The 13,699-nt window shown below is 53.9% G+C and carries 13 protein-coding genes; 10 read left to right on the top strand and 3 right to left on the bottom strand.

Annotated elements, in window-relative coordinates; all coding sequences use genetic code 11:
- Positions 1–40 precede the first annotated feature (40 nt).
- The 6 genes from GO988_RS03885 (at position 41) to GO988_RS03860 (ending at position 6,268) form a co-directional block, all read left to right on the top strand.
- Positions 41–1,231 carry an ATP-grasp domain-containing protein gene (locus GO988_RS03885; protein WP_232341354.1) on the top strand — a complete coding sequence of 397 codons (1,191 nt, stop codon included), beginning with the start codon at positions 41–43 and terminating at the stop codon, positions 1,229–1,231.
- Between the two features lie 134 nt (positions 1,232–1,365).
- Entirely contained in the window at positions 1,366–2,469 is a 1,104-nt protein-coding gene (locus GO988_RS03880; RefSeq protein ID WP_157562194.1) for a carboxylate-amine ligase, read from the top strand.
- Positions 2,470–2,584: 115 nt separating this feature from the next.
- Positions 2,585–3,379: a type 1 glutamine amidotransferase gene (locus GO988_RS03875; protein ID WP_317164780.1), complete on the top strand. Its 795-nt coding sequence runs from the start codon at positions 2,585–2,587 to the stop codon at positions 3,377–3,379.
- Between the two features lie 88 nt (positions 3,380–3,467).
- Positions 3,468–4,658 (top strand): hypothetical protein, encoded by a 1,191-nt coding sequence (locus tag GO988_RS03870; protein ID WP_157562192.1) that lies wholly within the window; start codon positions 3,468–3,470, stop codon positions 4,656–4,658.
- Positions 4,659–4,719: 61 nt separating this feature from the next.
- Positions 4,720–5,214 carry a YkvA family protein gene (locus GO988_RS24740; protein WP_157562191.1) on the top strand — a complete coding sequence of 165 codons (495 nt, stop codon included), beginning with the start codon at positions 4,720–4,722 and terminating at the stop codon, positions 5,212–5,214.
- Between the two features lie 175 nt (positions 5,215–5,389).
- The gene (locus GO988_RS03860) at positions 5,390–6,268 is read left to right on the top strand and encodes a LysM peptidoglycan-binding domain-containing protein (protein ID WP_157562190.1); all 879 of its coding nucleotides are present in this window, start codon (positions 5,390–5,392) and stop codon (positions 6,266–6,268) included.
- A gap of 220 nt (positions 6,269–6,488) precedes the next feature.
- Here GO988_RS03860 and GO988_RS03855 read toward each other — a convergent pair whose 3' ends face one another.
- Entirely contained in the window at positions 6,489–7,361 is an 873-nt protein-coding gene (locus tag GO988_RS03855) for an SDR family oxidoreductase (RefSeq protein WP_157562189.1), read from the bottom strand.
- Positions 7,362–7,522: 161 nt separating this feature from the next.
- On the opposite strand from GO988_RS03855, the gene GO988_RS03850 reads away from it, so the two are divergent.
- From GO988_RS03850 to GO988_RS03840, 3 genes are all read left to right on the top strand, one after another.
- The gene (locus GO988_RS03850) at positions 7,523–8,383 is read left to right on the top strand and encodes a Rossmann-fold NAD(P)-binding domain-containing protein (protein ID WP_157562188.1); all 861 of its coding nucleotides are present in this window, start codon (positions 7,523–7,525) and stop codon (positions 8,381–8,383) included.
- 27 nt (positions 8,384–8,410) lie between these two features.
- A complete protein-coding gene (locus tag GO988_RS03845) occupies positions 8,411–9,724 on the top strand; it encodes a BaiN/RdsA family NAD(P)/FAD-dependent oxidoreductase (RefSeq protein WP_198172493.1) in 1,314 nt (437 codons plus the stop codon).
- 110 nt (positions 9,725–9,834) lie between these two features.
- Positions 9,835–10,287 carry a PA2169 family four-helix-bundle protein gene (locus tag GO988_RS03840; protein WP_157562187.1) on the top strand — a complete coding sequence of 151 codons (453 nt, stop codon included), beginning with the start codon at positions 9,835–9,837 and terminating at the stop codon, positions 10,285–10,287.
- Positions 10,288–10,489: 202 nt separating this feature from the next.
- Here GO988_RS03840 and GO988_RS03835 read toward each other — a convergent pair whose 3' ends face one another.
- Together GO988_RS03835 and GO988_RS03830 are read right to left on the bottom strand one after the other, a co-directional pair.
- A complete protein-coding gene (locus GO988_RS03835) occupies positions 10,490–12,466 on the bottom strand; it encodes a DEAD/DEAH box helicase (RefSeq protein WP_157562186.1) in 1,977 nt (658 codons plus the stop codon).
- A gap of 428 nt (positions 12,467–12,894) precedes the next feature.
- A complete protein-coding gene (locus GO988_RS03830) occupies positions 12,895–13,092 on the bottom strand; it encodes a cold-shock protein (protein WP_157562185.1) in 198 nt (65 codons plus the stop codon).
- A 156-nt stretch (positions 13,093–13,248) separates the two neighbouring features.
- On the opposite strand from GO988_RS03830, the gene GO988_RS03825 reads away from it, so the two are divergent.
- Positions 13,249–13,677, top strand: a complete 429-nt coding sequence (locus GO988_RS03825; RefSeq protein ID WP_157562184.1) for an acyl-CoA thioesterase — start codon at positions 13,249–13,251, stop codon at positions 13,675–13,677.
- The last annotated feature ends 22 nt before the right edge of the window (positions 13,678–13,699 follow it).

Here is a 13,699-nt window from a genome sequence, read left to right as displayed (position 1 = left end):
ACCCCCTCCCAACTCCTTAGCACTCACCCTCCTCTTTCTCATGAAAAAAATCGGCATTTTATTCGGCCAGGAAAACACGTTCCCCCAAGCCTTCGTGGACCGTGTTAATCAGAAAGCCGTCGACGGCATCACCGCTGAGTTTGTTAGAATCGAGGAAGTCGAGCAGGCCGTAGCCACCGACTACGCCGTTATCATCGACCGCATTTCGCAAGATGTGCCCTTTTACCGGGCCTACCTCAAAAACGCCGCCCTCACGGGTACCGCCGTCATCAACAATCCATTTTGGTGGAGCGCCGACGAAAAATTTTTTAACAATGCCCTGGCAGTGCAGCTAGGCGTACCGGTGCCCAAAACGTTGCTACTGCCCAGCAAGGCCCGCCCCGACGACACCAGCGAAAACTCGTTTCGCAACCTAGCCATGTTCGACTGGCACAAAGCCTTTGAGAAAATCGGCTTTCCAGCCTTCATGAAGCCCCACGCGGGTGGCGGCTGGAAAAGCGTGTACAAAGTTGATAACCCCGACGAAGCGTGGCGCGCCTACGACGAAACCGGCCAGCTCGTGATGCTGTACCAGGAAGCCGTCGATTTCACAGACTACTTCCGCTGCTACTGCCTCGGTGGCAAAGATGTGCTCATCATGCCCTACGAGCCGCGCAACGCCCCGCACCAGCGCTACCAAACCGAGATGAAAACGCAGGGCGAAGAAGGCGAAAAGCTGCTGGCTACCATCAAGGATTACGTACTACGCTTGTGCCAAGGCCTGGGTTATGACTTTAATACGGTGGAGTTTGCTGTGCGCGACGGTATTCCAATCGCCATCGATTTTGGCAACCCCGCCCCCGATGCCGACATCAACTCGGTAGGCCCCGAAAATTTTGAGTGGGTAGTCGAGCACGCCGCCAACTTGGCCATCGAGCGCGCCCAGGCGCAGCAGCCCGGCCGCGACAACCTCACCTGGGGCACTTTCGTGCAGAAGTCGGCTGGCCAAACTGCCATTGCCTCGTCTGATGGCGCAGTAGAAGTGGGCACGCCCGTGCACGAAACCAACGACTTGGGCGCCAACCCGCCTGCACCAGCCAAAAAGGCCGCTGCCCCTAAAAAATCAGCGGCCCCTACCCCCGTTGCCCCCGAGGGGGAAACGCCCAAACCAGCAGCCAAAGCCAAGGTTACCAAAGCCGCTCCGGCTGCCGATGCACCGGCCAAGCCAAAAAAGCCAGCAGCTAAAAAATAGCGCCTACCGGCGCTATCAGTAACGTTAAAAAGGTAGGGCTGCCATCGCTACATGGTGGTGGCCCTATTTTTTAGCAACCTTCTACCTTTCAATCTCCAAGGGTCCTTTCCCTCACTTTTAGCCGCTTCCTAGCTATGCCCCGGCCAGTTTTCACCCTCGGAATCGAAGAAGAATTTCAAACCATCGACCCCGTCACGCGTGACTTGCGCTCGCACATGTCGAAAATTGTGGAAGATGGCAAAATAACGTTGCACGAGCAGGTGAAAGCCGAAATGCACGAGTCGGTAGTAGAGGTAGGCACCATCATCTGCAAAAATATTGACGAGGCCCGTACCGAAGTGGTGCACCTGCGCCGCCAAGTTATTGAGCTGGCCGACCGAGTGGGGTTGAAAATTGCGGCGGCGGGCACGCATCCATTCTCACGCTGGCAAGACCAACCCATTACGCCCGACGCACGCTACGATAAAATCGTGGAAGAATTGCAGGAGGCGGCGCGCTCGAACCTCGTTTTTGGAATGCACGTGCACATTGGCATCGAGAACCGCGACTTGGGCGTGTATATGATGAATGCGCTGCGGTATTTCCTACCCCACCTATTTGCCTTGAGCACTAACTCCCCTTTTTGGGAAGGCCGCGAAACTGGCTATAAGTCTTTTAGAACCAAGGTTTTTGAGCGGTTTCCGCGCACGGGCATTCCCGGGTATTTTACGAGTGCTTCTGATTACGACGAATTCATTGCGCTGCTCATCAAAACTGGCTGCATCGATAATGGCAAGAAAATCTGGTGGGATTTGCGTCTACACCCGTTTTTTGATACTATCGAATACCGCATTTGCGACATGATGATGCGCTCCGACGAAACCATTGCAGTAGCAGCAGTTATGCAAGCCCTCGTGGCAAAAATCTACAAGCTGAAGTGCCAAAATCTTAACTTTCGGCTTTACCGCAGCGCTCTTATTAAGGAAAACAAGTGGCGCGCCGCGCGCTACGGCATCGATGGAAGTCTGATTGATTTTGGCTCGCAGGAAGAAAAACCGGCTCGCCAATTAATATTAGAACTGCTCGATTTTGTTGATGATGTACTTGACGACTTAGGTAGCCGCCACGAGGTAGAATACGTACTAAAGATGCTGGAAATGGGCACCGGTGCCGACCGGCAGCTGGCAGTATTCCACGAAACCGGCGATTTAACTAAAGTGGTGGATTATATTCTGAGCGAGACAACGCACGGACTTTAACCACTGATGCTTAGAAATTTATTCGTATTTTTACGCCTTGTTTTTAGTAAAAAACCCATAAAACACTAGTGCCATCTATATAATTATGAGTACATTTCGAGTAGCTATTTTGGATATGTATAACAACTTCCCCAACGAGGGAATGCGTTGCATCCGCCAATTATTACGCCGCGCTGAAGTAAGCAATCAAGTAAATTTTGCCATCGATACATTCAACGTACGGGCCAATACTGAACTACCTGGCCTGGAGTATGATATTTATATTTCGAGCGGCGGCCCAGGCAGCCCCCTACCCTCTAGCGAAGCCTGGGAGCTGCCCTATTTCCAGTTTATAGATGCGCTTTTCGCCCACAACAAAGTTGCCGAGCGCAAAAAGCATCTATTGCTCATTTGCCATTCTTTCCAGTTAGTAAGCCGGCATTTAAGTATCGGCGAAGTGAGTAAGCGTAAATCCACTTCCTTCGGGGTTTTACCCGTGCATTTGACTGGTCCTGGCCACAACGACCCGGTTTTTGCACAGCTCCCAGAGCCTTTTTTTGCTGTAGACTCCCGCGATTATCAGCTTACCGATTTGCAGCCTGCTCGCTTAACGGAACTCGGTATCGAGGTGCTGTGCCTGGAGAAGGAACGCCCGCATATTCCACTGGCTCGCGCCATTATGGCCCTGCGCTTTTCCGATGAAGTTGTCGGCACGCAGTTTCATCCCGAAGCGGACGGCGAAGGCATGCTACGCTATATGCTCACCGATGAGCGTAAGCAGCAAGTCGTTACCGCCTACGGAGAAGACAAATACCACGAAATGGTGCGTCTACTCAGCGACCCTACTACCATTGAATTAACCGAGTCGATTATTGTGCCCACCTTTTTGCGCCGCGCACTTGCGGAGTTGGGCGAACCGGTTTTGGCTTAGTCAAGCACCCGTGTTGAACTGAATTTTGAAATTAATTGGCGCGAATCAAACTGGTTCGCGCCTTTTTTTATCCATAGCTTTTTCCTCTATGATTCCTGCCCCGCGCCAGCTTTTCAACGCCGCCTTTACGCCCACTAGCTATCAGCACATGTTGGCGGCCATTGACCAGGAATTGCCCGGTCAACTGGACTTTCGGGTAGCTGAAACCCCAGTATTTGTGCCAGCCGCATTGCGTGACAAACTAGTTCGCGCTGGCCAGGATATTATTGCTGTTTTACAGCAGCCTGATTTTAAGCAATTAACCCAGAATGCTATTCCTCCCGGTCAACGGGTACCAAATGAGGACGCGCACGCTGAATTTTTAACCTTTGACTTCGCCGTGTGCCGCAATGCTGCGGGTGAATTGGAACCACAGCTCATTGAGATGCAGGGGTTCCCCTCGCTTTATGCTTTTCAGGCTTACTTGCCTGGTGTATTTGCCCAGCATTATCCCATTGCCGATTCTGTTTCTCCCTTCTTAGAAGTAGCAAATGAAAGCCAGTATTTGGCGGAGCTCAAAGAGTTAATTATTGGAAACGAAAACCCTGAAAATGTTATTTTGCTGGAGCTTTTTCCAGAGCAGCAAAAGACGCGGATTGATTTTAAATTATCTAAAAAATACTGGGGCATCGAGGCGGTGTCGCTCCCGGATGTACGCAAGCGGGGCAGGCAATTATTTTATGAGAAAGACGGCCGTGAAATTCAAATTAAACGAATTTATAACCGCATCATTTTTGACGAATTAGCGCGTTATCCCGACCTACATCCCGAGTTTAATTTAATTGATGACGTTGATGTGGAATGGGTAGGGCACCCTAACTGGTTTTTCCGCATCAGCAAGTATACTTTGCCCTTAATAAAGAGTCAGTTTGCGCCTCCAAGCTACTATTTGCATACGCTGGAACACTATCCTGCCGACCTGGAGAATTATGTCCTTAAACCGCTTTTCTCGTTTGCCGGGGCAGGCGTCAAGCTTCACATCACAGCGGCAGAATTAGATGCATTGCCGGACAAGCATAATTATTTACTACAACGCAAAGTGCAGTATGAGCCCGTTGTGCAATCGCCCGATGGCCTCGTTAAATGCGAAATACGATTGCTGTACACCTGGCAAAAAACGGCTGCCCAACCTAAATTATTAGCTGGTCTGGCTCGCTTGAGCCGCGGTGAAATGATTGGGGTTGATTTCAATAAAAACAAGGATTGGGTTGGCGGCACTACCCCTCTCTTCGAGGTGTAGCCCTTTAAACTAAAGCGGGCAGGCTTGCGTAATAGGCAGCTATTGACTTTTCCAGTTTCCTATGCCTACTCTTGCTCAGCGCGGCCTGCAAATATCCAAAAACGCTGTTTTCAACCTGTTCGTCAATCGGGCAACTCGGTTGCTGGGTCGGCCATTCAAAATAATTACCGTTCTTAATGAAACCGCTGATAAACTAGCGGATGAAAAAAGCAAGGATAATAAGTTCAAGCAACTGTTCGACGTAGCGCTTACTTTGGTGCGGCTGGTACGCAGTTATGCCAATGGTAGCTACCGAGAAATCCAGACCAGCACGGTTGTTTCGGGCTTAGCTGTTCTTCTTTACGTATTATCACCTATTGATTTGATTCCTGACTTTATTCCATTAGTGGGACTTCTGGATGATTTGAGCTTGGTAAGTTGGTTTGTAGGTAAGTTTCATGGGGAGATAACGCGCTTCCGTGCATGGGAGCAATCAATGGCCATCTCTGTTTTGCCTACTACCCCTGCTCAAGGGGACGCTTCGTTGCCTGCGCTGGCTGAGCTTGGCCATTCATAATCACTTCCTCTACAGCTTACAATGCCCTAGCACCGATTTATAATTCGTGCTTGGGCATTTTAGCTACTACGCAGTAGCATTTGCCAAACGCTAAACCCAGCTGAAATGGCGGGTTCATACTTTCCACTTTTACTACGTTATCAATAACGTATTTCAACTGCCGTTTTTTCTGCGCATGCTTTTTCGTTTAATTCCTTTTGCGCGGCTTATTTCTGCCGTTGTTTTACCAAGTAGTTTATTACTGGCGCAGCCCCCATTAAGCCAGCAACCTACGCCAAGCACCCTAACGACTTCACAATTAATAACGCGCTTAACTGCGGCTATCAGCAATCTGAAGACACTGCGTGCGGTGGTAGATGCCCGAGAACGCATTGGCAATAAATACATACCTGCGGTATCGACTATAAAGGTGATTACAAAGCCTTTGCAGATTTATTTGAAGAATCAGAAAGGTGTTGAAGTATTGTATGTAACGGGGCAAAACAATGGCGATGCCTGGGTATACCCAGCCGCGTTTCCTTATATCACGCTCAGCCTAGACCCTAAGGGTGCGCTGATGCGCCGCGACCAGCACCATACAGCTTTGCAAATAGGTTTCGGCACCATCTCTGACTTGCTGGAGGGCTCTGATAAATTGCTCGATAAATCGTTTAATCGTTCTTTTCGCTACGTAGGCGATAGCACGACGCAGCGGCGCGCTTGCTACGTGTTGCGCTCCGATTACCCGCAGTTTCGGTACATAAGCTACAAAGCGGGGAAGAATGAAACGCCCGCTACGGTAGCAGCTCGTTACGGCTGCGGCGAATACCGCATTTTGGAGCGCAATAACCTTAGCCCGAGCAGCCAACTCTCGGAGGGACAAGTCATTCAAGTGCCCAATGCTTATGCTCGGCGCACCATTGTGCTAGTAGACCCAAAATCATTCTTGCCGATTTCGGTCACTGTTTACGATGACCGCGGGCTTTACGAGCGTTTCGAGTTTTCAAACGTTATCACTAACCAACCTATCCCCGCGGAAGAGTTCCAGAAAGGCTATAAAGGTTACAAGCTCTAGGCCACGGATTACCAAGGATGTTAGCGGATTACACGGATGTTGTGGACGGCGCTTAACTGCTCTATCAGTAAGATTAATAAGCAGATAGTAGATAGCTGGCTGGTAAGCAAATGACGATGAAGCCATTCATCGACACCACGAAAAAGGCCACCTATTCGGGTGGCCTTTCTGGCGTCTACAAAATCTGTAAAATCCGCCAACATCCTCGGTAATCCGTGGTCTAGCGGCGCATGGTTTTTTCAATCTGGTCCCACATTGCGGGGGTAAGAACGCCCAATTTGTTGAATTCGCCGGCACCGTTTAGCCACTCGCCACCGTCAATGGTAATAACCTCGCCGTTGACGTAGGCCGAAAAATCTGACACCAGGTAGGCCGCCAGGTTTGCTAGCTCCTGGTACTGCCCTACCCGCTGCAGCGGCACACTGGCCGCGGGGTCGAGTTGGCTGGCTAAGGGCTCGGGAAATAACCGGCTCCAAGCACCCTCAGTAGGAAAAGGGCCCGGCGCAATGGCATTGGAGCGAATACCGTATTTAGCCCACTCTACCGCCAGCGAGCGCGTGATGGCCAGCACGCCCGCCTTGGCCGCTGCCGAAGGCACGACAAAGGCCGACCCCACTGAAGCATAGGTGGTCACAATGTTGAGGATGGTGCCGGGCTGCTGCTCGGCTATCCAGCGCTTGCCAATGGCTAAGGTGCAATTGTAAGAGCCCCGCAGTACGATATCGACGATTACGTCGAACGCCTTGTGGCTTAAGCGCTCGGTAGGGCTAATGAAGTTGCCCGCCGCATTATTAAGGAGTACATCAACGCGCCCAAACTCCTCATACGTGCGGGCCAACATGGCTTCTACCTCGTCGTACTTGCGCACGTCGCAGGCTACGGCTAGCACTCGGCCACCCGTCTGCTGGCGCAGTTCGGATGCTGTTTGTTCCAGTACAGCGAATTTGCGGCTGGTAATAGTCACATTCGCCCCTAATTGCAGGAAATAAGTGGTCATGGCTCGCCCCAGGCCGGTACCACCACCCGTTACGATGATAGTTTTGCCGGCCAACGCATTGTCGCGGAGCATAGGTTGGGTGTAGGGAGTACTCATTAGGGGGGAGGTGGCTGGCCAGCTTCGTTCCGGCACTATTTATGCCCCGAAGGTAAGTAGCAACCTGTTTTAAACATCTGTCAGCACATAGCGCTTTTTCCTAGTTTATGTGCAACTTGCAGCCTTTTAGCATAACAAACTAGTATTCGAATACCATTTTTATGTCTGTTTCTCTCGCCCCAAACCCGGCGGCTACTACAACTACCGTGGCTATCTTAGGCTGCGGCTGGCTGGGCTTACCATTGGCGAAAGCTTTACTAGCGCAAGGCTACCGGGTAGTAGGCACTACGACCTCGGCCGACCAAGTGCCCTTGCTGGCGGCGGCGGGTATTGAGCCGCATTTGTTACAGCTAGGACCCGAATTCTCTTCGGCCGACGAAGCTCGGCTTACTCATTTATTGCAACAGGCCAGCCTACTGGTTTTGAATGTGCCGCCGCGTGCAGCGGTGGCTGGGGGCTACCCCCAGTTGCTACGCCCAGTGCACCGGGCGGTGGCCGCCGCGCGGCTCAAAGCCGTCCTATTCGTGTCGACTACCGGCGTGTATCCGGATGAGCCTCGGCCCATGTACGAAACCGATGCCGTAAGCACCCGCGATGCAGCCTCTGATGTGCTCCGTACCGAAGGGCATTTTGTGCCGCGCTATAGCCAGTGGCAGAGCACGGTGGTGCGCCTGGGTGGCCTCATTGGGCCCGACCGGGCGCCGGGGCGCTTCCTGGCGGGCCGGCGCGACTTGCCCCAGGGCGAAGCGCCCGTCAACTTGCTGCATCTCACCGACGCTGTAGGAGTCCTTTCTACTATCATTAACCAAAACATCTGGGGGCACACACTGAACGTTTGTGCAGCCTCGCACCCCACCCGGCGCGAATTTTACCCCGCCGCGGCCCAGCATATCGGCCTGGCCGCCCCCACTTTCCGCTCCGACAGCGGCGGGGGCAAGCTCATTGATAGCAGCCGCCTGCGCAGCTTAGTCCCCTATCAGTTTGCGCACGACGATGTGCTAGCAGCCCTCGCCTTTTGCTGATGGTTGGCGGCAGGGTTATCTTTGATAATGCCTGCCGATTTCGCTACCCCCCTCTCCAGTATTAACCCTCACGCTGCCCTGGCTCCTATTGTGGTGCTGGGCGGCGGGGCGGCGGGCTTTTTTGGAGCTATTGCCTGCGCTGAGGCTAACCCCGGTGTACCCGTCTTCCTGCTCGAAAAAAGCCCCAAGCTGCTGAGTAAAGTACGCGTATCGGGCGGCGGGCGCTGCAACGTGACGCACGCCTGCGACTCGGCGGCGCAGCTGGTACAGCACTACCCCCGCGGCGGCCGGCAGCTAAAGGAAGCCTTCCAAAAATTTGGCGTAGCCGATACCATTGCCTGGTTCGAAAAGCGGGGAGTCAAGCTCAAAACGGAGGCCGACGGCCGCATGTTTCCGACCACCGACAGCAGCGAAACCATTGCCCGCGCCTTGGAAGATGCCGCCCGCCAAGCCGGCGTACGCGTCTTCACCCGTACGGCTGCCGAGCACATTACACCGCTGCCCGGCGGTGGTTATAGCCTAGTGCTTAGCGGAGAAGGTAGTAGTAGCCTGGGCCCTACCCTCCTCGCAAGCCGGCTACTGGTAGCCACCGGCGGCAACTCGAAGTCGGTGGCTTATGATTGGCTGCGAACCCTAGGCCATACCATTGCTGAACCGGTGCCTTCGCTCTTTACCTTCAATGTGCCGGCCTCGCCCCTGCGCGAATTGCCCGGCGTGAGTGTATCCCACGCCCGCGTCGTAATAGCCGGCGAAAAGCTGCAATACGAAGGCCCTTTGCTAGTTACGCACTGGGGCGTGAGTGGGCCCGCCGTGCTCAAGCTCTCGGCGTGGGGCGCGCGCCGCCTGCACGAACTTGGCTACCACAGCACGGCGCTCATCAGCTGGGTGCCTGCCCATACGGATGAAACGTTGCGCCCTTGGGCCCAGCAGTTTCGGCTCGACAATGGCAAGAAGCAGGTGGCGGCCCACCCGCAGTTTGGCCTACCCACCCGCCTATGGCGCACCTTGGTCGAGCAGGCTGGTCTGAGCCCCGACACGCGTTGGAGCGATGTACCCGCCAAGGCCCAAAACCGCCTTCTAGAGCTATTGCTGCGCACGCCGCTGCAAGTGCAGGGTAAAACAACCTACAAGGAGGAATTTGTAACTTGTGGCGGTATTCCACTGGCCGAAGTTAATTTCAAAACGATGGAAAGCCGCTTGATACCTGGCCTGCATTTTTCTGGCGAAGTACTTGACATTGACGGTATTACTGGCGGCTTCAACTTTCAGGCTGCCTGGACTACCGGTTTCTTGGCAGGCCAGGCAATGGCCACGGCTACGGTGTCGCAGGCAGTAGCCTAGCAGCGCAAAAGCGGGTAGAAAATTGGGATATCTCAGGGCCAACCGCAACCTTGTGGGCCCTGCGCTAGTAAACCCGGCTAAACTCTCCCACTTTAATTTTCTTTCCACTCATGGAAGCCAAAGCCACCCAAGCCGCCCTCAACGAACTCATCACTGTCCTCAAAGATGGCCAGAAAGGCTACGCCGATGCGATGACTGACGTAAAGGACCAGCACCTGAAAGACTTGTTCAAGAAATATTCGGCGCAGCGGGCGAGCTACGTTACCGAGCTAGAAGACCAAATGTTTAAGCTTGACCTGCATCCCGATACCAACGAGGGCTCGTCGGTAGTAGGTGCCATTCACCACGCTTGGATTGACTTGAAAGCCGCCGTAACTGGCCACGACAACCACGCCATCCTCGCTGAGTGCGAGCGTGGGGAAGATGTAGCTAAGAAGGCCTACGAAGAAGCTACTAAAGTACAAGACTTGCCAAGCGAGCTTAAGTCGATTATCGAAAAGCAGTCACAAGGCGTACTCGCTGCTCATAATGAAATCAAAGCACTGCGCGACTCATCAAAGTAGTCTTTAAATTAGAGCAACACAGCTAAAAGCTGTTACAAACAAAACAGGCTACCCCAGTGGGGTAGCCTGTTTTGTTTACTAGCGGTTTAGTTGCCCCTACCCTCACTTCGGTTTTGCTGGATGCACGAGAAAAGAAGCTTAACTAAAAAGGCCCCAACTGCTTGAAGCAGTTGGGGCCTTTTTAGTTAAGCTTCAGGCAAGACTACTCGCCCGAGTCACGCTTGCCTTTGTAGCCGCCACCGTAGCTGCTGCCACCGCCTTGGCCACCTTTGTAGCCGCCACGCTGGTAGCCACCGCCTTGGCTGCCGCCACGGTCGCCGTAGCTGCTGCCGCCGTCACGGTTGCCTTTGTAGCCACCGCCATAGCTGCTACCGCCTTCACGACGGTCGCCGCTACCGAAGCCACCGCGGCTACCACCGCCAAACGGGGGGCGGCCACCTTCGCGACGGTCGCCGCCGCCGAAGCCACCGCGACGCTCGCCACCACCAAAGCCACCTTCGCGGCGCTCGGGGCGGTTAGTGCCTTCTTCTTTAGCAGCTGCGTCCTGCACCGGGGTAGCAATGCTGAACGTAACCGGCTGGCCTTGGATGCTGCTGCGGCCAAGCTGGCCCACAATCTCCTCAGCGAACTCGTTCGGTACTTCTACAAAGCTGAACTTGTCGTAGAGCGCAATATCACCCACTTTGTTGCCGGGCAGGTTAGTGCTCTCGCCAATCAAGTCCACTACATCGCGGGGGTGCAGGCGGTCCTTCTTGCCCATGCTGATGAACAGGCGGGTATAGCCGGGGCGGCTAGCGCCTTTTTCGCGGCTAGCGTCGAGGCTTTGCTCGTTGCGCTTATCCTCTTTCATCGTCATCTTGAGCAGCGCGGCCGCGATGTCGAGCGACGTCACTTCTTCGCTCTGGTCGAGCAGGCGCTGTACGCGGCCGATGTACTTGTCGAGGCCGCCTTTCTCCACAACCTCCTTAATCTGGTTGAGGAACAAAGTAGTTTTCACTTCCGACACGTCAGCAAACGAGGGCACTTGCGCCAGTTTGATATCGGCCTTGGTGAAGCGCATGATGTCGCGCAGCTTGTAGATGTCGCGGCCACTCACGAAAGTGAAGGCGCGGCCATTCTTGCCAGCGCGGCCGGTGCGGCCGATGCGGTGCACGTAGTACTCCTCGTCGGCAGGCAGGTCGTAGTTGAATACGGCCTCCACGTTGTCAACGTCGATACCGCGAGCGGCTACGTCGGTAGCCACCAAGATTTCGAGCGTGTTTTTGCGGAATTTATCGAGCGTGTTCTGGCGCTGAGCCTGGCTCATGTCGCCGTGCAGGCCGTCGGCGAAATAGCCTTTGGCTTGCAGGTCAGCCACAATCTCGTCTACCATGCGCTTCGTGTTAGCGAAGATGATGGTCGATTTCAGGTTGTACATGTCCATGATGCGAGTCAGGACATCCTTCTTCTGCGGGCCACGCACTTCGAAGTAGCTCTGCTCGATGTTGGACACCGTCATTTGCTGGTGGTTAACCTTCACTACCTGCGGGTCACGCTGGTACTTCTTGGTCATGTCCATAATCGGCTTGCTCATCGTAGCCGAGAAGAACACCGTCTGGCGATTCTCGGGCATCTTGCTGAGCACAAACTCGATATCTTCGCGAAAGCCCATGTCGAGCATTTCGTCGGCTTCGTCGAGGATGATTTTGGTCGCCTTATCAAGCTTCAGCGTGCCGCGCTCGATGTGGTCCATCACACGGCCAGGAGTACCGATGACGATTTGCACGCCGCGCTCTAGGGCGCGGAACTGCCGGTCGTAGGACGAGCCGCCGTAAATCGGCACTACAGCCAGGCCTTTCTTATACTTACCTAGCTTCTGGATTTCGCCCGAAACCTGCACAGCAAGTTCGCGGGTAGGGCAAAGCACAATTACTTGTACGTCACGGCTTTCACCGTCTACTCCTTCGATGGCGGGAATGGCGAAGGCAGCCGTTTTACCGGTACCCGTCTGGGCTTGGCCGATAACGTCTTTGCCAGCGAGCAATACGGGGATAGCGGCCGACTGAATGGGCGAGGCTTCCTCGTAGCCCATTTCGGTGATGGCACGCTGTACTTCAGCGGAGAGATTGAGTTCGTCGAAGCGAATTTTAGCTTTGTCGACGGCTTTAACGGGGGTATTTTCTACTTGTTCGGTATCCATGTTGGAACGGAATAGGTTGCTGGGCCGCCTGGTTTTCCAAAACCTGGGCAGCTTGTGGGGAATGAGACTACGCTCTGAAAACAGCCGGCTCAACAGCGGCGGCGCTTCTTCCCCCTCAACCTTCCTACTAACGACAAGGCGGAAAAAATACGACCGATAAAACGGGAAATTACTCGGCGGCCAACTACTTACTCTGGGCCACCCCGGCCACTCAATGGGGCCGTTCTCAAATGCGGGTGCAAAGGTACGTATTTTATTTGAGAAATTTGCTACTATAACCTTATTAATTTTCTTTTCTCCGTGCCCTACCCCCGTTTATTATGCCGATGGGGGTAGGGCATGGAGAAAAGAGAAAAGCTGTAAAAGCATAAAAGGTGCGATTCCAGCGAGGAATCGCACCTTTCGTAGCACTTAAAAGTGTCGTTAGCTTAGAGCAACGCTACTTTTACAGCGTTCGGGCCTTTGCGGCCTTGGGCTTCTTCGTACTGAACTTTGTCTTTCTCGCGCAGCGACTTGGCATCTACGAGGTCCGTGACGTGAACGAAGATGTCTTCGCCAGTTTCGTCATTTTTGATGAAACCAAAGCCTTTGGTTTCATTGAAGAATTTTACCGTTCCGGTCGGCATAATAAAAAAAAATTGGTGTGTCGTCAAGGCAATGGGCGAGCTGGAAGGACCTCGGATGCGTAAACAACCTGTGCGGACCGGAACAGCACCTCAATTCCTTGAGTTGCGCCAAAGATAGACAAAATTCCCGAACTTCGCCTACCCCTAAAAAAACTTATGGATACTCCCGAAGTCCCGTCCCGCGCTTTTAGTCACGACTTTAGCGTGGCAGAGTCGGACATCGACCAGCTCGGCCACGCCAATAACGTGGCCTATGTACGCTGGGTGCAGGACGTGGCTGCTGCTCACTGGCACCACCTTTATCCGCCTACCGATTCTCTTCCCCCCCAGGTGTGGGTAGTGCAAGAGCATCAGGTACGCTACCTGCGCTCGGCCTATGCGAGCGAGGAGCTGCGAGCTACTACGTGGGTGGCCGACGTGAAGGGCGCCAGTTCCAAGCGCCTCACCCGCATCGAGCGCGTGGCCGATGGGCAACTGCTGTGCGCCGCCGAAACACAGTGGGTGCTGTTGGATGCAAGCACTGGCCGGCCGGTGCGGGTGCCGGGGGACGTGGCAGAGCGGTTGCTGCCTATTGGGAAACAGTAAATAGTACGCTTCTGCTGCTTGC

Origin of the sequence: Hymenobacter ginkgonis (assembly GCF_009755225.1) — a bacterium.
Taxonomy (GTDB): domain Bacteria; phylum Bacteroidota; class Bacteroidia; order Cytophagales; family Hymenobacteraceae; genus Hymenobacter; species Hymenobacter ginkgonis.
The sequence above is the reverse complement of the archived record's forward strand: the minus strand, read 5'-3'. Positions and strand labels throughout refer to the sequence as shown.

Excerpts from the sequence above, each read along its gene's own strand:
- GO988_RS03885 (WP_232341354.1), top strand. The coding sequence starts at position 41 with ATGAAAAAAATCGGCATTTTATTCGGCCAGGAAAACACGTTCCCCCAA.
- GO988_RS03880 (WP_157562194.1), top strand. The coding sequence starts at position 1,366 with ATGCCCCGGCCAGTTTTCACCCTCGGAATCGAAGAAGAATTTCAAACC.
- GO988_RS03875 (WP_317164780.1), top strand. The coding sequence starts at position 2,585 with ATGTATAACAACTTCCCCAACGAGGGAATGCGTTGCATCCGCCAATTA.
- GO988_RS03870 (WP_157562192.1), top strand. The coding sequence starts at position 3,468 with ATGATTCCTGCCCCGCGCCAGCTTTTCAACGCCGCCTTTACGCCCACT.
- GO988_RS24740 (WP_157562191.1), top strand. The coding sequence starts at position 4,720 with ATGCCTACTCTTGCTCAGCGCGGCCTGCAAATATCCAAAAACGCTGTT.
- GO988_RS03860 (WP_157562190.1), top strand. The coding sequence starts at position 5,390 with ATGCTTTTTCGTTTAATTCCTTTTGCGCGGCTTATTTCTGCCGTTGTT.
- GO988_RS03855 (WP_157562189.1), bottom strand. The coding sequence starts at position 7,361 with ATGAGTACTCCCTACACCCAACCTATGCTCCGCGACAATGCGTTGGCC.
- GO988_RS03850 (WP_157562188.1), top strand. The coding sequence starts at position 7,523 with ATGTCTGTTTCTCTCGCCCCAAACCCGGCGGCTACTACAACTACCGTG.
- GO988_RS03845 (WP_198172493.1), top strand. The coding sequence starts at position 8,411 with ATGCCTGCCGATTTCGCTACCCCCCTCTCCAGTATTAACCCTCACGCT.
- GO988_RS03840 (WP_157562187.1), top strand. The coding sequence starts at position 9,835 with ATGGAAGCCAAAGCCACCCAAGCCGCCCTCAACGAACTCATCACTGTC.
- GO988_RS03835 (WP_157562186.1), bottom strand. The coding sequence starts at position 12,466 with ATGGATACCGAACAAGTAGAAAATACCCCCGTTAAAGCCGTCGACAAA.
- GO988_RS03830 (WP_157562185.1), bottom strand. The coding sequence starts at position 13,092 with ATGCCGACCGGAACGGTAAAATTCTTCAATGAAACCAAAGGCTTTGGT.
- GO988_RS03825 (WP_157562184.1), top strand. The coding sequence starts at position 13,249 with ATGGATACTCCCGAAGTCCCGTCCCGCGCTTTTAGTCACGACTTTAGC.